Genomic DNA, 18,904 nt, shown 5'->3' with positions numbered 1-18,904 from the left:
CTTTTGCCAATTGTAACTTGCGAATGCAAAATTGAATTACAGATGAGCAAAAAAGATAAAACAGAAGATATATTAGACGAGAACGTTAATAACGAATCTCAAGAAGCCCAAACTGAGGATCAAAACACAGAAAATCAACAGGAATTAGAGGTTGAGGTAGAAGAACTTTCTGTTGAAGATCAGTTAAAAGAAGATTTAACCAAAGAAAAGGATAAGTTTTTGAGACTTTTTGCTGAGTTTGAGAATTACAAAAAAAGAACATCTAAAGAACGTATGGATTTATTCCGTACAGCGGGGCAAGAAGTAATTGTGGCTCTTTTGCCAGTTTCTGATGATTTTGATAGAGCAATGTTAGAATTAGCAAAATCAAAAGATAAAGAAATGTTTAAGGGTGTTGAGCTTATTCAGAATAAATTCACACAAGTACTTAAAGCAAAGGGATTAGAAGAAGTAGAAGCAAAAGCAGGAGATGTTTTTAATGCAGACCTTCATGATGCCATTACTCAAATACCAGCACCTGACAAAAAGATGAAAGGTAAAATCATTGATGTTATTGAAAAAGGTTTTAAGCTTGGAGATAAAGTTATCCGTCACCCAAAAGTGGTTGTTGGGAATTAAAAATAAGATATGAAGGAAGATTATTACGACATATTAGGTATTAGTAAAGGGGCTACAGCAGCTGAGATTAAAAAAGCATATCGCAAAAAAGCAGTGCAATATCACCCAGATAAAAACCCTGGTGATGCAAAGGCGGAAGATATGTTTAAAAAGGCAGCTGAAGCTTACGAGATTTTAAGTGACGATAATAAAAAAGCACGTTACGATCAATACGGACATGCGGCATTTGATGGCGCAGGTGGTTTTGGCGGTGGCGGAGGTGGTATGAATATGGATGACATATTCAGCCAGTTTGGTGATATTTTCGGCGGCGGTGGCGGCGGTTTTGGTGGCTTTGGCGGTTTTGGCGGTGGCGGAGGCCAACGAAGAGCTAAAGGAAGTAGCTTAAAAATTAGAGTTGCTTTAACATTAGAAGATGTTGCTAATGGCGTTGAAAAGAAAATAAAAGTAAAAAGAAAAATACAAGCAAGCGGTGTAACATATAAAACGTGTGGCGCTTGTGGTGGTAGAGGGCAGGTAACTAAAATTCAGAATACAATTTTAGGTAGAATGCAAACAGCAGCCACGTGTCCTACTTGTAGTGGTAGTGGGCAAATAATTGACAAAAGACCTAGTGAAGCAGATGCTCAAGGTATGATTGTTAAAGAAGAGACTGTTTCAGTTAAAATACCAGGTGGTGTTGAAGATGGAATGCAACTTAAAGTTTCAGGTAAAGGTAATGATGCTCCAGGTAATGGAGTGCCAGGAGATTTAATTGTTGCTATTGAAACATTAGAGCATGAAACTTTAAAACGAGAAGGCGACAACTTACATTATGATTTATATGTGAGCATTTCTGAAGCTGTTTTAGGAACATCTAAAGAGATAGATGCTGTGACAGGTAAGGTTCGTATAAAATTAGAACCAGGTATACAATCGGGTAAAATATTACGATTAAGAGGTAAAGGTATTGCTAGTCTTAATGGGTATGGAGCTGGTGATTTATTGGTTCACGTAAACGTATGGACACCGAAGACTTTAAATAAAGAACAAAAAGAATTTTTTGAAAAAATGCAGGACAATGAAAATTTTGTACCTAACCCAGAAAAATCTGATAAATCATTTTTTGAAAAAGTGAAAGATATGTTTTCATAAGTAGTTTGTAATTTTACTTATTAAAATAAAACGTATATTTGGTTTAACGTTGGTTCGCTAACGTTAATTTTCTTTTTCATAGCAATTTTTTTCCCATCCTTGATTTTATTAAGGGTGGGTTTTGTTTTTGTAGAAGTACGTGTGTTTTTTTAAAGACTAAATAGTTAAACAGAATACGTCTTTTAATCCAATTCTATATCTTTGATAAAATTGTTTACATGAACCATATTTTAGTAGCTAAAGAAGTCAGTAAAAAGTATGGAGATTATACTGCTCTTAATAATGTCTCTTTAGAAATTCCTGAAAATAGCATTTATGGTTTACTTGGTCCTAATGGAGCAGGTAAAACATCATTAATTCGAATTATTAATCAAATAACGCATCCTGATCAAGGCAGTGTTCTTTTTAATGGAGAACCTTTGTCGCAAAAACATATTGCGATGATTGGTTATTTACCAGAAGAACGTGGATTGTATAAAAGCATGAAAGTCGGTGAGCAAGCTTTATATTTAGCTCAACTAAAAGGTATGTCTAAAGCTGATGCAAAGCAGAAATTAAAATTTTGGTTTGATAAGTTTGAAATAGGAGATTGGTGGGGTAAAAAAGTACAAGAATTATCTAAAGGTATGGCTCAAAAAATACAGTTTATAGTAACTGTTTTGCATGAGCCTAAATTGTTGATTTTTGATGAGCCTTTTAGTGGTTTTGATCCTATTAACGCAAATATGATAAAAGACGAAATTTTAGAGTTAAAACGAAAAGGTACTTCAATCATTTTTTCAACTCATAGAATGGAATCTGTAGAAGAATTATGTGAGTATATAGCCTTAATACATAAATCTGAAAAAATATTAGATGGTAAGCTTTCTGATATTAAAAAAGAGTATAAAAAGAATATTTTTGAGGTAGGTATGCATACTGATAATGGAGTAGAAATTTTAACAGATTTAAAAGAACACTTTGCTATTACAGATGATATTTTCGATAGTAATGAGAGCCAATTAAAATTCAACTTACAATTATCATCAAACAATACAAAAGAAGTTTTAACTCATTTATCTTCAAAAGCACCTATTAATCACTTTTTAGAGCAAATACCTTCAGCAAACGATATTTTTATACAAACTATAGAAAGTAAAAATTCTCATGAATAAATTATTTTTAATTATAAGACGAGAGTATTTAGCCAAAGTACGCAATAAGTCGTTTGTTATAATGACCTTTTTAAGTCCAATTTTAATGGTGGGTATGGTATTGTTAATTGCTTTTCTAACAAAAGTGAATGATAGTGAAAAACATATTATTACTGTTTTAAATGAAAGTGATTATTTTGGAAACGAGTTTATAACTACAGAGACAACATCATATATAAATTTTAAAAACATCTCGTTAGAAAAAGCTTTAGACTCTACAATTAGCATGGGTAACTACGGATTGTTATATATACCCGATGCCTCAAATTTAGAAGCTATAGCATCAAAAACATTTTTTTATACAAAAGAAGCTCCAAGTACTACTGTTGTTGAAAAATTAGAAAATATTTTTAAAAGTAGACTTGAAGAAAGTAGGTTGCAAGAACTTGGTGTTTCAAAAAAGGATTTTACGGAAATTACAAATAGTTTTAACATACATACATCTACATTTTCAGGAGAGTTAAACTTAAAAGGAATTAATGAAATTAGAGCATTTATAGGTGGTGGCTTTGGTTATTTAATAATGATGTTCATAATCATTTACGGTAGCTTTGTTATGAGAAGTGTTATTGAAGAAAAAACAAGTAGAATTATAGAGGTAATTATATCATCAGTTAAGCCATTTCAATTGATGATGGGTAAAATTATAGGAACTTCTTTAGCAGGGATAACACAATTTGCAATTTGGATTTTTTCAGCATCATTACTACTTACTGTTTGTATATTTATTTTTGATATAGACCCAGCCGTTTTAAGTGGTGCAAACCAAATGCCAGGTGGCGGCGCAATGCCTATTCCATCAATATCTGGAGTGAATGAGAAAGTAATGACATTAGGGGTCGAGATATTAAAAATTCCTTGGTTAATGCTTATTACCTTTTTTGTAGTGTATTTTCTTTTAGGCTACTTAATCTATAGTTCTATTTATGCTGCAATTGGTGCCGCAGTAGATAACGAAACAGACACGCAACAATTTGTATTGCCAGTAATAACACCGTTAATGTTAGCTATATATGTGGGTTTCTTTTCTGTATTTAATAATCCGCACGGTCCAATAGCTGTAGGTTTTTCATTGTTTCCATTAACATCTCCTATAGTTATGTTAATGAGGTTGTCTAGTGGTTTAGGAGAAGGTGGAGTACCAATTTGGCAGTTAGTAGTATCTATTCTATTATTAATTATTACATTTATTGGAATAGTTTGGTTAGCTGCTAAAATTTATCGTGTAGGTATTTTGATGTACGGAAAAAAACCAAGTTATAAAGAAATTTATAAGTGGTTAAAGTATTAAGTATATGATACAAGATAATGCTGAAAAAGTTAAAGACATATTAGAGGATGATGTTTGGGGCGGTATAAAGAATTTTCTTGATTGGGGTATCCGTTTTGGTAAAGATGAAAAAGAAATTCATATTACTATTGGCTTAATTTTACTATTAATATTAGCTTTTATTATCACAAGCTTTGTCTTAAAATGGTTGCGACATGTTTTTACTCGTAACATGCAAACCGATGATAAAAATAAGTTTGTCAGTGTTTTTAAATTTATGAGATATGTGGTTTATCTTATTGTAATTGTTTTTACAATGAGTGCTGCGGGTATAAATATAACAATACTGCTTACGGCTTCCGCAGCTTTATTTGTGGGCCTAGGTTTGGCTCTACAAGAGTTATTTCAAGATGTTATTGGAGGTGTTTTTATAATAGTTGATAAATCTTTAAGTGTAGGAGATATTGTAGAAGTTGATGGTAAAGTTGGTAAGGTTTTTGAAATTAAATTAAGAACCACTAGATGTATAACTAGAGATGATAAGGTTATAATAATACCAAATCATAAATTTATAAATGAAACAATATACAACTATACGCAGAACCATAAAACAACACGAGAAACAGTAAGAGTCGGTGTGGCTTATGGTAGTGATCTGAATTTAGTAACGAAAATTTTAGAAGATTCGGTGATCTCATTAAAAGGTGTTTTAAAAAACCCTAAACCATTTGTGCTTTTTGAAGATTTTGGAGACTCTGCATTAATGTTTGCTGTGAACTTTTATATAAGTGATAGTTTTTCTGATCCTAGAATAAAAAGTGCCGTACGGTATAATATTGATGCTAAGTTTAAAGAGAATAATATATCTATTCCTTTTCCACAGCGCGATGTACATATTAAAAATAGTTAATTATAATTTTTTAAATGAATCAAGAAACTTTCATTCGAAAATTAAAAATATAAAAGCATGTCAAGAATACTAGTAATAGAAGATGAAGCTGCGATTAGAAGAGTTTTAGTTAAAATTTTATCTGAAGAAAGCGATACTTATATTTTAGAAGAAGCAGAAGATGGGCTAAAGGGTATCGAGACACTTAAAAAAGAAGATTATGACCTAGTGCTTTGCGATATCAAAATGCCAAAAATGGATGGTGTTGAGGTGTTAGAGGCATGTAAAAAAATAAAACCAGAAATACCTTTTATAATGATTTCTGGACATGGAGATTTAGATACAGCAGTAAATACGATGCGTTTAGGTGCTTTTGATTACATATCAAAACCACCAGATTTAAACAGACTTTTAACTACGGTACGTAATGCATTAGATAAAAAAGAATTAGTATTAGAAAATAAAATTTTAAAAAAGAAGGTCAGTAAAAATTATGAAATGGTAGGCGAGAGCGATGCTATTGGAGTAATAAAGGACATGATTGAAAAGGTGGCACCTACAGATGCTCGTGTATTGATAACGGGACCTAATGGTACAGGAAAAGAACTTGTTGCGCATTGGGTTCATGAGAAAAGTTCGCGTAGTAGTTCTTCATTTATAGAAGTAAACTGTGCGGCAATACCTTCAGAATTAATTGAGAGTGAATTGTTTGGGCATGTTAAAGGTGCTTTTACTTCAGCTGTAAAAGATAGAGCAGGTAAGTTTGAAGCGGCTAATAATGGAACTATTTTTTTAGATGAAATAGGAGATATGAGTTTGTCTGCGCAAGCAAAAGTGTTGAGAGCTTTGCAAGAAAGTAAAATTTCTAGAGTTGGATCAGATAAAGATATTAAGGTAAACGTTAGAGTTGTAGCAGCAACAAATAAAGATTTAAAACTAGAAATAGAAGAAGGTAGGTTTAGAGAAGATTTATACCATCGTTTAGCGGTTATCTTAGTTAAAGTTCCTGCGCTTAATGATAGAAGAGAAGATATTCCTTTACTTATAAATCACTTTTCAAAAAAAATAGCATTAGAGCATGGTACATCTCCCAAAACATTTTCTGATGAGGCTGTTAATTTATTAAAGGCTTATGATTGGACAGGAAATATCCGTGAATTAAGAAATGTAGTTGAAAGGCTTATAATTTTAGGTAATACAGAAGTAAATGTTGAAGATGTAAATTTATTTGCTAGCAAATAAATTTATTTACAGTTTTCTAATTTTTTAAGAGCTTCTGCAGCTATAGCCTTAGTGCGTAAATGATAATATTTTTTACCTTCACTAAGGTTCTCTTTTAAAAGTTCTTTTTCAGAAATATTAAAAACCCTTTGGGTAAATGTTTTTGCTTTCCCACATTCGATTGTACGAACAACGTCATCTAACGATTTTTCAAATTTAACAAGAGAAGAATCTATTTTTTGGTGTAAATAACGATCATTTGGTATTGGAGATCCTTTCTTTAAATTTTCGTCTGTTTTCGTATTTAAACTTAACACACCATTTTGATACTTACTTTGGTGAGTATGGTGTTCTTGTAAAGACTCTAAACTCGAAGCTGTATTTTTTAAAGACCTGTTCAAGAATATTCTGGCATTTCCTAAATTAGAAGTTTTTGTAGACATTACTAAATTGTCTAAACTTGTAAATAAATTTTTAGAAGCATAGCTACAACCGCAATCTTTTAGTTTTTTCTTAGTTTTTTCAATAGCATTAATAGCTTTATATATCTGATATTTGGTTTTATTGAGATCAGTCTCTAGTAAAGCTTTTTGTGTTTGCGATGATATATATTCTATATTAGAACCTACGTATTCACAAGCTCTATCTTCTTCTTTATTGAAAGAGGATAAGAATATAAATAGGAAAAAAATAAGTAGTAAGTACTTGATTTTCATAGGTTGTAAGATTAATAAGTAACATTTGGGATGTAACTTATTGCAAATATAAGGCACTGGTTTTAAGTGCTTCAATTTTTTCGACAAAATACTTTTTAGTAAGGACGAGTAATTTAGATTAAATGTTTTACAGTCTTATTTCTTAAATGTTTAATTATTTATTTTATATTCAGATTATGAATAAAATTAAATCAGAAAATTATAGCGTTAATCAGCCCGTAAATCTAAAAGATATTTCAACTTTTGAAAACTTTGACTCAGAAGACAAAGAGTTAAAAAAAGAATTACAAAAGGTAAGAAAGGAATTAGGTGAATTACAAGATGTGTTATATGCACATGGAAAATATAGTGTTCTAGTTTGTTTACAGGGTATGGATACTGCTGGTAAAGATAGTCTGATAAGAGAAATATTTAAAGATTTTAATGCGAGAGGTGTTGTTGTACATAGTTTTAAAGTGCCGACTGAGTTAGAGTTAAAACATGATTACTTATGGAGACATTATATAGCATTACCCGCTAAAGGAAAATTTGGAGTTTTTAATAGAACTCATTATGAAAACGTTTTAGTAACAAGAGTGCATCCTGAATATGTTTTAGGTGAACATATACCAGGTATACATACTGTAAAAGATATTGACGATAAATTCTGGGAAAAACGCTTTAGTCAAATAAATAATTTTGAAAAGCACATAGCTGATAATGGAACTATAATTTTTAAATTCTTTTTGCACTTGTCAAAAGAAGAACAAAGACAAAGATTGTTAAGAAGGTTAAACCTAAAAGAAAAAAACTGGAAGTTTTCTCCGGGAGATTTAAAAGAAAGAAAACTTTGGGATACATACCAGGCATGTTATCAAGATGCAATAAATAAAACTTCAAAAAAACATGCACCGTGGTTTGTAATCCCAGCAGATAATAAAAAGGCAGCGCGTTTAATTGTGGCAAAAACATTATTAGAAGAGTTAAAAAAATACAAAGATATTAAAGAGCCTGCCCTTGATGATAAAATAATGGCTAATTTAGAAGTTTATAAAAATCAATTACAAAACGGAGAATAATGAAAAAATTAATTTTTGCAATTTGTTTTTTGCTAACGACAACAATTTTTTCGCAAGATTCAGATGAGGTCCAAATTAAATCTATTTACGATACGGCTTTATCAAACGGTAAAGCATACGATTGGCTTAATCATATATCAAATCAAATAGGAGGACGTTTATCAGGGTCTATTCAAGCTCAACAAGCAGTTGATTACACAAAAAAAGAGTTAGAAGGTTTAGGTTTAGATAAAGTATGGTTACAACCTGTTATGGTTCCTAAGTGGACTCGTGGTGCACCAGAGTTTGCGTATTTCGAATCTAAGCCAGGAGTTACAACAAATATTCCAATTTGCGCTTTAGGTGGATCGGTAAGAACGCCTTTAGGTGGTTTAAAAGCAAATGTAGTAGAAGTTAAAAGTATAGATGATTTAGCAATTTTAGGGAAACAACGTCTTGAAGGTCGGATAGTTTTTTTTAACAGACCTATGGAAGCGACAAACATTAATACATTTTCATCATATTCAGGCTGTGTAGATCAGCGATATGCAGGAGCTAAAGAAGCTGCTAAATATGGAGCTGTTGGTGTAATCGTTAGATCTATGAACTTAAGATTGGACGACTTGCCACATACGGGAGCTATGAGTTATGGTGATACTCCTGTTAATGAAAGAATTCCAGCAGCAGCAATTAGTACAAATGGAGCCGATTTGTTAAGTGTATCATTAACATTAAATCCAGATATTAATTTTTATTTTAAACAAAGCTGTCAACAATATGATGATGTACAATCATATAACGTAATTGGAGAAATTACAGGAAGCAAATATCCAAATGAAATAATGGTAGTTGGTGGTCATTTAGATTCTTGGGACTTGGGTGATGGCTCTCATGATGATGGGGCTGGATCTGTTCAGAGTATGGACGTTCTTAGATTATTAAAAGAAACAGGTTATAAGCCTAAAAGAACAATACGTGTTGTTTTATTTATGAATGAAGAAAATGGCCTTAGAGGTGGTAGTAAATATGCTGAAATAGCAAAAAACAAAAAAGAAAATCATGTTTTTGCTTTAGAGAGTGATTCTGGTGGTTTTTCTCCTAGAGGTTTTTCTTTTGACTGTACAGAAGAAAATTTTAATAAAGTACAAGAGTGGAAGCCCTTATTTGAACCTTATTTAATACATATGTTTGTGAAGGGGTTTGCTGGGGCTGATATTGGCCCTTTGAAAGATAGTCAGATGGTGTTAGCGGGTTTACGACCAGATTCACAACGTTATTTTGACCATCACCATGCTGCAAACGATACGTTCGAGCATGTAAATAAAAGAGAGTTAGAATTAGGAGCCGCAACAATGGCAAGTTTGGTTTATTTATTTGATAAATACGGTGTAATTAAAACTACCAAGATTATTAAAGGCTAGTTTTCTAACACAAAACAAAGTATTACCTTTGTGGCTCATAAAAAAAATAAAATGAAAGACGGAATCTACGCAAAATTCAATACTTCAAAAGGAGAAATTTTAGTAAAATTAACACATGATAAAACGCCAGGAACAGTTGGTAATTTTGTGGCCTTAGCAGAAGGTAATTTAGAAAATAAAGTAAAACCTCAGGGTACACCATATTATGATGGTATTAAATTTCATAGAGTAATTCCTGATTTTATGGTACAAGGTGGTTGTCCTTTAGGTACAGGTACTGGCGATGCTGGTTATAAATTTGATGATGAATTTCATCCAGATTTAAAGCATGATACTCCAGGAGTGTTATCTATGGCTAATGCTGGCCCAGGAACAAACGGAAGCCAGTTTTTCATAACTCACGTTGCAACACCATGGTTAGATAATAAGCATACTGTTTTCGGAAATGTTATTGAAGGTCAAGATATTGTTGATGCAATTGCTCAGGGCGATAAAATAGAATCTTTAGAGATTGTTAGAGTTGGGGCAGAAGCAGAAGCTTGGAATGCTGTTGAGTCTTTTAGAACTTTTGAAGGGTCTAGAGAAAAAAGATTAGCAGAAGAAAAAGCAAAGCAATCAGCTGAATTAGATGAAATATCTGCTGGCTTTTCAGAAACAGAAAGTGGTTTACGTTATAAGATAATTCAAAAAGGAACAGGTGCTAAAGCTGAAGCAGGAATGGAAGTTTCTGTTCATTATGAAGGATCTTTGGTAAGCGGGACTGTTTTTGACTCTTCTTATAAGAGAAAAGAACCAATTGATTTTCAAGTAGGAGTTGGTCAGGTAATTAAAGGATGGGATGAAGGTATTTGCCTTTTAAACGTAGGAGATAAAGCTCGTTTTGTTATTCCATCTAACTTAGGTTATGGTAGCGCAGGAGCAGGAGGGGTTATACCACCAGATGCAATATTAATCTTTGACGTAGAGTTGATGAAAGTAAGTTAATTTTTAAAATTAACCATAATATAATAAAAGGGTTCCAATATGTTGGAACCCTTTTTATATTTTATTAGATTTTCTATTTACACTTAAAATAAGTAATAATAAGTTAACAACAATAAGGCTACAAAGAATACTAAAGAATGTGGTCATATCTTCTATTTTGGTGGTTGTTATAATTTAACTTTTAAAAGAATAAAACTTATTAATGAAGCTTTCGTTTTTAATAACAAGTAGCTGTAATTAAAGTGAGGCAATTCAAAAATTTAAAAATGGCTTTATTCTAAGATAGTTAGTTAGGTCGTTTTTCATGTAGATGTAAAATGAAGAAAAACGTTGCGTCAAAAAGAGATAAAAATATAAGTTTTTTTTGTCAGACAAATTTTTTAGAGGAAATAACGTTTATTTTAGTTGAGTTTTATCCAATAAAAAAGCCCAACCTAGTGGTTGAGCTTCTAACAAAAAAAAGTTGTTACGTATCGTATGTATTAAAGTACTTTAACGTTTACTGCGTTCAATCCTTTTTTACCTTGTTGTAATTCAAATTCTACAACATCACCTTCGCGAATTTCATCAATTAAACCTGAAATGTGTACAAAGTGATCTTCGCTTGAGCCCTCTTCAGTGATAAATCCAAAACCTTTAGAATCATTGAAGAATTTTACTGTTCCTTTATTCATTATAAAATATTAAAAAAATTAATTAAGTAACAAATATAATATATTAAAATTTAACTTAGTGATTTTTTGATAGTTATATTTTTTTCTTAACGTTTAATTAATTTAGTATCAGTTGTTTCTATAAATTTGGCTGAGGTGTCATTCTCAAATATGGCTTTATTTCTTCAACACCTTTAGAGAATATTTTCTTTGCATCTTCTGTTGCTATTGCTGGGCTTACAACAACATCATCTCCATTTTTCCAATTTGCAGGTGTTGCGACTTTATGATAGGCTGTTAATTGTAAAGAATCTATAACGCGTAACAATTCGTTAAAATTTCTTCCTGTAGATGCTGGGTAAGTAAGTATTAATTTTACTGTTTTATCAGGCCCAACTATAAAAACAGAACGTACCGTTAATGTGCTATTTGCATTCGGGTGAATCATGTCATATAAGTCCGACACTTTTTTATTTTCATCAGCTATGATAGGAAAATTAACTGTAGTCTCTTGAACCTCATTAATGTCTTTAATCCACTCTACATGCGAAGCTGCTCCATCAACACTTAAAGCAAGCATTTTTACATTTCTTTTATCAAATTCTGGTTTAAATTTAGCAGCAGTACCTAGTTCAGTTGTACATACTGGTGTGAAATCTGCAGGGTGAGAGAAAAGAATTCCCCATCCATCGCCTAAATAATCATAGAAATTTATCATTCCCATTGAGCTATCTGCTGTAAAATCTGGAGCTACATCTCCTAATCTTAATGTTGCCATTTTATATTGTTTTTTAAGTTTAATATTATTGTCCTATAAAATTAGTGGATTAAAAGCCATTTCTTCATTATAAGAGGTTAAAAATCTATTAAAATTTTCTATTTTTAAAGTATGATAAATACTTCTATGGAAAAATTACAATATCCGATAGGTGCTTTTGAGTGTCCTGAAAATATTACAAACAAGCATGTTAATAAATGGATTAAAGATTTAGAACTTTTACCAAATCGTTTGTCTGCTTTGGTAGAAAACTTATCAGCAGAGCAGTTGAATACGGCTTATAGACCAGAAGGTTGGACGGTGAGGCAATTAGTACACCATATTGCAGATAGTCATCATCATAGTTATACTAGGTTTAAATGGGCTTTGACAGAAAATAAGCCGATGATTAAAGCATATGAAGAAAAAGATTGGAGCGAGCTCTTTGATGCAAAAACGGCACCTATAAACCTTTCTTTAGATTATTTAATAGCACTACATGCTAAGTTGGTTTATTTACTTAAAGGATTATCTGAAAAAGATTTAGAGAAAAAATTTATTCATCCAGAAAGCAAGGTAGAAATAATTTTAAAGAAAAATATAGGAATATACGCTTGGCATAGTAACCATCACTTAGCCCATATACAAGGTTTATTAGATAGAAATGGATGGTAATTTATTTTAAGTCTTTGTGTTGCTAATTTTTAATAATTATAGATTTATTATTAAAAAGCGACTCTATTTTTATTTATTAACGCAAAGGTCTTTATATTTAAATTTTAATTAATAATTTATGGAAACACTTAGTTGGTCTGATTTTTCTAAAGTTGATATGCGTGTAGGAACTATAATTTCGGCAAACGAATTTCCAGAAGTTAGAAACCCTGCTTATAAGCTAGAAATCGATTTTGGTAGTGAAATAGGTATTCGTAAAACTTCAGCACAAATAACAACAGTTTATAGCTTGAATGAACTTATTGGTCGTCAAATAGTAGCTGTAGTTAATTTTCCTAAAAAGCAAATTGCAAATTTTATGAGTGAATGTCTTATATTAGGTGCTGTTGATGGTAAAGATGTAACCTTACTGCATCCTGGTTTATCGGTCAAGAATGGTTTAAAGATATCATAAAAATTTGTCAGATTCTATTTTAGATAGCATACATATAAATTTTGATTCCCAATCGCTATGGGTTTTAAATTCAGCCTTGGCATTAGTAATGTTTGGTATTGCTTTAGATATTTCTATTTCAGATTTTAAAAAATTAGCTAAAAATCCTAAACCTATTTTTATAGGTGCTTTTAGCCAGTTTTTTATGCTTCCTTTAGTTACTTTTTTACTCGTTTTAATTATAAAACCGATACCTAGTGTAGCATTAGGTATGTTTATGGTTGCAGCTTGTCCAGGGGGGAATATATCTAATTTTATAACACATTTTTCTAATGGTAATTCTGCCTTATCTGTATGCTTAACAGCAATAGCAACCTTATTAGCAGTATTTTTGACTCCTTATAATCTGAATTTTTGGGGTTCTCTTTATTCGCCTACAGCTGTTCTTTTAAAGCAAGTTGCAATTGAGCCATTAGATATGGTTAAGTTGGTTTTCTTGTTATTAGGTATTCCTCTTTTTTTAGGAGTATTAATTAACCATTACAAGCCAATATTCGCAAAAAAAAGTGCTTATATTTTAAAATATGTTTCGTTAGTGTTTTTTATAATTTTAATATTTTTAGCTCTTTATAAGAATATAGATATTTTTTTAAATTATATATTATATGTTTTTTGGATTGTAGTAATACATAACATAATTGCATTTGCCACAGGTTTTTCTTTAGCAAAAGCCTTTGGCTTATCAGTAGAAAATACAAAAGCTATTACTATTGAAACAGGAATACAGAATTCAGGTTTGGGACTTTTATTAATTTTCACCTTTTTTAATGGATTAGGAGGTATGGCTTTATTAACTGCTTTTTGGGGTATTTGGCACTTAATTTCAGGTTTAGTTTTAGCTAATTTGTGGCGCAATAAAAATAATATGATTAAAAGGAAACTAACTTGAGGAGGTTTGTATATAAAATAACAAGAGTTGTAATTAAGCTTTTATTGCACGTATATTTTGGAAAAATAGAAATTAATGGGCTATCTAATATTCCGAAAAATAAACCAGTCCTATTTTTATCTAATCATCAAAATGCATTTTTAGATACTATTTTAATTGCAACAGATTGTAACAGGAGTCCTTATTTTTTAACTAGATCAGATATTTTTAAGGATAATTTTTTAAACAAAATATTTTCTTTGTTTAAGATGATTCCAATTTATAGAATAAGAGATGGAGTAGATGCTTTAAAAAATAATAGTAGGACGTTTGATCTTTGTTCAGACTTATTTAAAGAAGATAAATCTATAGTTATTTTTCCAGAAGCAAATCATAATTTAAAAAGAAGAGTTAGACCATTAAGTAAAGGTTTTACAAGAATTTTAATTACTGCACTAGAAAAATATCCAGATTTAGATATACACTTAGTACCTGTTGGATTAAATTATAAAAATGCAAGTAAATTTCCAGATGGAGTAAGTATTTTTTATGGAAAACCAATTTTACTTAAAGATTTTTATCTTTCAGAAGATGGACAATTATCAAAAAATAGAGTTGTAGATATTGTGTTTGAAAGATTAAAGAGCTTGACAACACACATTGAAAATGAAGATAAATATGAGGCAACAATAATTAAGTTGGATGCAATTGGAGTAGATTATTTAAAGCCTGAAAGTGTAAATAAAACGCTAGATACTATTGCGGTATTTAATAGTTTTGAGGAATTTATAGAAACAGATGGTTGGTTCGATAAAATATTAATTACTCTATTTTATATATTTAATTTTCCGGTATTGATTATTTGGAAAATGATACTTAAAAAAAGAATTAAAGAAAAGGAATTTTTGAGTACAGCTCGTTTTGTTTTTTCAATAGTAGCTTTTTCTATTTACTTTCTAATTTTAGGATTTATTAGTTTTTATTGCTGGGGATTAATAGTTAGTATAGTTTCTGTTGGGAGCATTTTTGTTTTTAATATGATTTATAAAAAATTAGAATAAAAAAAGGCTCTTATTTATAAGAGCCTTTTTTGTGAATTTTAATAAATTTTAAATATCATCAAAACTAATATCAGTAAAACTTTCTGCTTTTGAAGTCTCGGCAGCGTTAATGTCTTCGCCTTCATAAGTATAATCATCTTCCTTTTTAAAATCTTTTTGATGACGTTCTGATATAACTTCAGATCCTTTTTCCTTAATAATATAACTCATCATTTCATCTAAATTATCTTTGAAAGCAGAAAAATCCTCTTTATAAAGGTAAATTTTATGCTTTTTATAATGAAAAGAACCATCATCATGCGTAAACTTCTTACTTTCTGTTACAGTAAGGTAGTAATCTCCTGCTTTTGTACTTCGAACATCAAAGAAATAAGTTCTTCTTCCGGCTCTTAAAACCTTTGAATAAATCTCTTCCTGATCCATTGTATCTTTTTCCCCCATTTTAAAAAAAATCTATAGTTAATCATTAGTGTGTTATCAAAAATGAAAAAAAAAAGCTAATCTAACAACTTTTTTTAAGATTCTTTATCTAATAGCTGGTCGTTGTATAAATTTTTAAAATATCCATCTTCCTCAATTAGAGAACTATGAGTGCCTTTTTGTAAGATTTCACCTTCTTTTAATATAATGATTTTATCTGCGTTTTTCGTAGAAGATACTCTATGACTGACAATTAAAGTGGTTCGATTTTTAGAAGCGTTTTTTAAATTTTGTAGTATTTTTTCTTCGGTTTCTGTATCTACTGCTGATAGGCAATCATCAAATAAATATATTTTCGGATCTCTTATTAAAGCTCTTGCTATCGATACTCTTTGTTTTTGCCCTCCACTTAATGTAAGGCCTCTTTCTCCAAGTACAGTATCGTATTTTTGACTAAAACCTACTATGTTTTTGTGTACCGAAGCTTTTTTTGCTACAGCTATAATTTCATCATCAGTAGCATCTTTTTTACCAAATTTTATATTATTTCTAATCGAATCAGAAAAAAGAAAAGCATCTTGTGGTACAGCTCCAATACTTTTTCTAATACTATTAAGGTTTAGCTTTTTAATTGGTATGCCATCTATTAAAATTTCTCCAGAACTTACATCATATAGTCTAGCAACTAAATCTAGTATAGTCGACTTTCCTGATCCTGTTTTACCTATAAAGGCTACAGTTTCGCCTTCTTCAATAGTAAATGATATGTTTTTAAGAGCTGTAATATTAGTATCTTCATAAGTGAATGTTACATTCTTAAATTCAATTTTGCCATTTATAAGTGTTTCTTCTGAGTATTCGTTTTTAATAGTAGGGAGTATATTTAAAAACTCATTAATTCTTTTCTGAGAAGCTTCAGCTCTTTGAACTATTGATGTTAACCAACCTACAACAGCTACTGGCCAAGTAAGCATATTTACATAAATTACAAATTCAGCAATAACGCCGATTGAATCTATTTCACCATTTATATATTGTTTACCACCAATATAAACAACAAAAATATTACTGATACCAATTAGCAAAATCATTAAAGGGAAAAACCATGCGTTAACTTTAGCAAGATTCATACTTTTTGTTTTGCCTTCATTAGCTAAGCTAATAAGTTCTTCATTAATTTTATTTTCTAACCCATAGGCTTTAATTACCGATATACCAGAAAAAGATTCTTGAGTAAAAGTAGAAAGCTTTGATAAAAATTGCTGAACAACAGTGCTTCGTTTATGAATAACTTTACTAATGTTATAAATTAAAACAGATAAAATTGGTAACGGGATTAATGTATAAGCTGCAAGTGTTGGGGCTGTAATAAACATTAAAGGTACAATACATGCAAAGAGTGTTATGGTATTTATACCATACATTAATGCAGGGCCAGCATACATTCTTACTTCACTTACATCTTCACTGATGCGATTCATTAAATCACCAGTTCTGTTTTTTTTGTAAAAATTTAGATTTAAAAATTGATAATGATCAAATACTTCATTTTTTAAATCATACTCAATGTATCTAGAAACTTTTATAATTGTTTGCCTCATTAAAAAAGTAAACAAAGCAGCAAGTAATGCTGTACCTAAAATTATAAGAATATGTTCTAAAAGTAGTTCCTTGGCTTCAGACTTACTGATGATGTCGTTTCCATAATCTTCAATAACTTTAATAGACTTTTTTACAAACGAAGGTGTAAACAATGAAAATACTCTTGCTACAATTGTAATAAATAAGCCTAAAAGTAATTGTACGCCGTATTTTTTTAGGTATTTGTTGATATATTTTAATTCCTTCATTTGCTGGTAACCCTAATATTTTGCTGTTTTTAAAACATTTTTACAAAGATAACTCATTGAAGTAAAAACAAATGTTATAAAACTTATAAGATATAATCAAACCTTTACTTAGTATTGAAAATATAGTTCTATTTTTGCGCCTTCAAGTTTAACCCATTTAAGTTCTTTAAAAATGCTTACAAGAAGGCATATTCGAGTAAAAGTAATGCAAGGTATTTATGCATTGACACGTTCTAATGACGATTCATTAGAAAAACAGCAAAAATTTTTAAAGTTCAGTATAGACAATACGTACTCTTTATACTTATTGATGTTGAGCATGTTAAAAGAGATTCACTCTTTGGCAGACCAACAAGTAGAACTTTCTTCTAATAGATATTTAGCTGATAAATCTAATGATTTTATAGATCGTAAAAGGTTTGTAAATAATAGTTTTATTAAACTAATAGCTGATAATAAATCTTTAGAGGCTGAATTAGAAAACCGTAATTTAAAACATTGGTATTTAAACGAAGAATACGTAAAACTACTTTATAAAGAAATTACAGCTAGTGATGTCTATAAAGCATATATGTATGCTGAGACAACTAGTTTCGATCAAGATAAGGCGTTAGTGGTAAGTATTTTTAAAAATATTATTGCACCTAATGAAAAAATCTACGATTATTTCGAAGACGATAAACTTACTTGGGTAGATGATATTCCTTTAGTAAACACTTTTTTATTAAAGTTGCTTAAAAAAGCAAAACCAGATGCTTTAGAATCTTATTTTTTACCACCTTTAATTAAAGATGTTGAAGATTTAGAATTTTCTAGAAGGTTATTAGCTAAAACATTATTAAATAATGAATCATTAGTAAAAGAGATAGAAGGCAAAACTCCTAATTGGGATAAGGATAGAATAGCAGATATTGATGCTATTTTATTAAAGATGGCTATTGCAGAGTTGTTAAATTTCCCTTCAATACCTGAAAGAGTTACTATTAATGAATACTTAGAGCTTGCTAAAGAATACAGCACGCCAAAGAGTAGTACGTTCATAAATGGTATTTTAGATAAGTTAGTTAAAGAATACCAACAAGAAGGTAAACTAAACAAAATCGGGAGAGGCTTATTATAAATATTGTTTATTTTTGTTTAAATCTTAAAATTATATATACAGATCATGAGAAAAATAGTTATCACATTAAATTTAGTTTTAGTACTAGCAATGGTTTCTTGTAAGGAAAACGCATCTAGTAAAATTAACACAGAAAATGTTGAAGTTGCTAGTGAAAGAGATGCTGCAGCTAAAAAACTTCCTGTAATGAGTTTCGAAAAAGTAGAACATGATTTTGGGAATATTGTACAGAATACGCCTCAAGAAACTGTTTTTACATTTAAAAATACGGGTGATGCGCCATTAATTATCACAGATGCAAAAAGTACTTGTGGGTGTACAGTTCCAAAAAAACCAAACGGTCCAATTTCTCCAGGTGAAACAGGAGAATTAGTAGTAAACTTTAATGGTTCTGGAGCTAATGCTGTAACAAAAGTTATTACAGTAACGGCAAACACAGCAAAAGGTACTGAGCAATTAAGAATAAAAGCATTTGTAACACCTAAAGATGCTGCGGCAGTAGGTCCATTAAAACAATCATAATC

The 18,904-nt window shown here is 30.4% G+C and carries 20 protein-coding genes; 15 read left to right on the top strand and 5 right to left on the bottom strand.

All coding sequences use genetic code 11. From position 1 onward, the window contains the following. Positions 1 to 42: 42 nt before the first annotated feature. The 6 genes from H0I23_RS09810 to H0I23_RS09785 all read left to right on the top strand — a co-directional run bounded on the left by H0I23_RS09810 (position 43) and on the right by H0I23_RS09785 (position 6,346). Complete coding sequence (locus tag H0I23_RS09810; protein WP_216783069.1) at positions 43 to 618, top strand: nucleotide exchange factor GrpE; 576 nt, start codon at positions 43 to 45, stop codon at positions 616 to 618. A 9-nt stretch (positions 619 to 627) separates the two neighbouring features. Continuing rightward, positions 628 to 1,752, top strand: coding sequence for a molecular chaperone DnaJ (gene dnaJ / locus H0I23_RS09805; protein ID WP_216783068.1), 1,125 nt, complete (start codon positions 628 to 630; stop codon positions 1,750 to 1,752). A gap of 218 nt (positions 1,753 to 1,970) precedes the next feature. Further along, positions 1,971 to 2,906: an ABC transporter ATP-binding protein gene (locus tag H0I23_RS09800; RefSeq protein WP_216783067.1), complete on the top strand. Its 936-nt coding sequence runs from the start codon at positions 1,971 to 1,973 to the stop codon at positions 2,904 to 2,906. Then, positions 2,899 to 4,236, top strand: a complete 1,338-nt coding sequence (locus H0I23_RS09795; protein ID WP_216783065.1) for an ABC transporter permease — start codon at positions 2,899 to 2,901, stop codon at positions 4,234 to 4,236. The genes H0I23_RS09800 and H0I23_RS09795 overlap by 8 nt, the downstream gene beginning before the upstream one ends. 4 nt (positions 4,237 to 4,240) lie before the next feature. Then, positions 4,241 to 5,125 carry a mechanosensitive ion channel family protein gene (locus H0I23_RS09790; protein ID WP_216783064.1) on the top strand — a complete coding sequence of 295 codons (885 nt, stop codon included), beginning with the start codon at positions 4,241 to 4,243 and terminating at the stop codon, positions 5,123 to 5,125. 57 nt (positions 5,126 to 5,182) lie between these two features. Then, on the top strand, positions 5,183 to 6,346 hold the full coding sequence (locus H0I23_RS09785; protein WP_216783063.1) for a sigma-54 dependent transcriptional regulator: 1,164 nt from the start codon (positions 5,183 to 5,185) through the stop codon (positions 6,344 to 6,346). Positions 6,347 to 6,348: 2 nt separating this feature from the next. Here H0I23_RS09785 and H0I23_RS09780 read toward each other — a convergent pair whose 3' ends face one another. Next, on the bottom strand, positions 6,349 to 7,041 hold the full coding sequence (locus H0I23_RS09780; RefSeq protein ID WP_216783062.1) for a hypothetical protein: 693 nt from the start codon (positions 7,039 to 7,041) through the stop codon (positions 6,349 to 6,351). A gap of 176 nt (positions 7,042 to 7,217) precedes the next feature. Between H0I23_RS09780 and H0I23_RS09775 the strand changes: the two genes are divergently transcribed. Genes H0I23_RS09775 through H0I23_RS09765 form a run of 3 tightly spaced genes read left to right on the top strand, consistent with a single transcriptional unit; the run spans position 7,218 to position 10,483 of the window. Then, positions 7,218 to 8,099: a PPK2 family polyphosphate kinase gene (locus tag H0I23_RS09775; RefSeq protein ID WP_216783060.1), complete on the top strand. Its 882-nt coding sequence runs from the start codon at positions 7,218 to 7,220 to the stop codon at positions 8,097 to 8,099. After that, entirely contained in the window at positions 8,099 to 9,499 is a 1,401-nt protein-coding gene (locus H0I23_RS09770) for a M20/M25/M40 family metallo-hydrolase (protein ID WP_216783059.1), read from the top strand. Before H0I23_RS09775 ends, H0I23_RS09770 begins: the two co-directional genes overlap by 1 nt. A gap of 51 nt (positions 9,500 to 9,550) precedes the next feature. Beyond that, positions 9,551 to 10,483, top strand: a complete 933-nt coding sequence (locus H0I23_RS09765; RefSeq protein ID WP_216783057.1) for a peptidylprolyl isomerase — start codon at positions 9,551 to 9,553, stop codon at positions 10,481 to 10,483. Between the two features lie 482 nt (positions 10,484 to 10,965). Here H0I23_RS09765 and H0I23_RS09760 read toward each other — a convergent pair whose 3' ends face one another. Next, a complete protein-coding gene (locus tag H0I23_RS09760; protein WP_215956506.1) occupies positions 10,966 to 11,157 on the bottom strand; it encodes a cold-shock protein in 192 nt (63 codons plus the stop codon). Positions 11,158 to 11,275: 118 nt separating this feature from the next. After that, complete coding sequence (locus tag H0I23_RS09755; RefSeq protein ID WP_216783055.1) at positions 11,276 to 11,914, bottom strand: peroxiredoxin; 639 nt, start codon at positions 11,912 to 11,914, stop codon at positions 11,276 to 11,278. Between the two features lie 126 nt (positions 11,915 to 12,040). On the opposite strand from H0I23_RS09755, the gene H0I23_RS09750 reads away from it, so the two are divergent. The 4 genes from H0I23_RS09750 (at position 12,041) to H0I23_RS09735 (ending at position 14,990) form a co-directional block, all read left to right on the top strand. Then, entirely contained in the window at positions 12,041 to 12,568 is a 528-nt protein-coding gene (locus H0I23_RS09750; protein WP_254073586.1) for a YfiT family bacillithiol transferase, read from the top strand. A 118-nt stretch (positions 12,569 to 12,686) separates the two neighbouring features. Then, a complete protein-coding gene (locus tag H0I23_RS09745) occupies positions 12,687 to 13,022 on the top strand; it encodes a tRNA-binding protein (RefSeq protein ID WP_216783053.1) in 336 nt (111 codons plus the stop codon). Between the two features lie 4 nt (positions 13,023 to 13,026). Then, entirely contained in the window at positions 13,027 to 13,950 is a 924-nt protein-coding gene (locus H0I23_RS09740; protein WP_254073585.1) for a bile acid:sodium symporter family protein, read from the top strand. Continuing rightward, positions 13,947 to 14,990, top strand: a complete 1,044-nt coding sequence (locus H0I23_RS09735) for a lysophospholipid acyltransferase family protein (RefSeq protein WP_216783052.1) — start codon at positions 13,947 to 13,949, stop codon at positions 14,988 to 14,990. Before H0I23_RS09740 ends, H0I23_RS09735 begins: the two co-directional genes overlap by 4 nt. Before the next feature lie 48 nt (positions 14,991 to 15,038). Here H0I23_RS09735 and H0I23_RS09730 read toward each other — a convergent pair whose 3' ends face one another. Next, positions 15,039 to 15,431 (bottom strand): PUR family DNA/RNA-binding protein, encoded by a 393-nt coding sequence (locus H0I23_RS09730; protein WP_216783051.1) that lies wholly within the window; start codon positions 15,429 to 15,431, stop codon positions 15,039 to 15,041. A 74-nt stretch (positions 15,432 to 15,505) separates the two neighbouring features. Continuing rightward, entirely contained in the window at positions 15,506 to 17,260 is a 1,755-nt protein-coding gene (locus H0I23_RS09725) for an ABC transporter ATP-binding protein (protein ID WP_216783050.1), read from the bottom strand. Positions 17,261 to 17,432: 172 nt separating this feature from the next. On the opposite strand from H0I23_RS09725, the gene nusB reads away from it, so the two are divergent. Beyond that, positions 17,433 to 18,380 carry a transcription antitermination factor NusB gene (gene nusB, locus H0I23_RS09720; RefSeq protein ID WP_216783049.1) on the top strand — a complete coding sequence of 316 codons (948 nt, stop codon included), beginning with the start codon at positions 17,433 to 17,435 and terminating at the stop codon, positions 18,378 to 18,380. A gap of 45 nt (positions 18,381 to 18,425) precedes the next feature. Beyond that, positions 18,426 to 18,902, top strand: a complete 477-nt coding sequence (locus H0I23_RS09715; protein WP_216783047.1) for a DUF1573 domain-containing protein — start codon at positions 18,426 to 18,428, stop codon at positions 18,900 to 18,902. The last annotated feature ends 2 nt before the right edge of the window (positions 18,903 to 18,904 follow it).

This window comes from Cellulophaga sp. HaHaR_3_176 (assembly GCF_019021925.1).
Taxonomy (GTDB): Bacteria; Bacteroidota; Bacteroidia; order Flavobacteriales; family Flavobacteriaceae; genus Cellulophaga.
The sequence above is the reverse complement of the archived record's forward strand: the minus strand, read 5'-3'. Positions and strand labels throughout refer to the sequence as shown.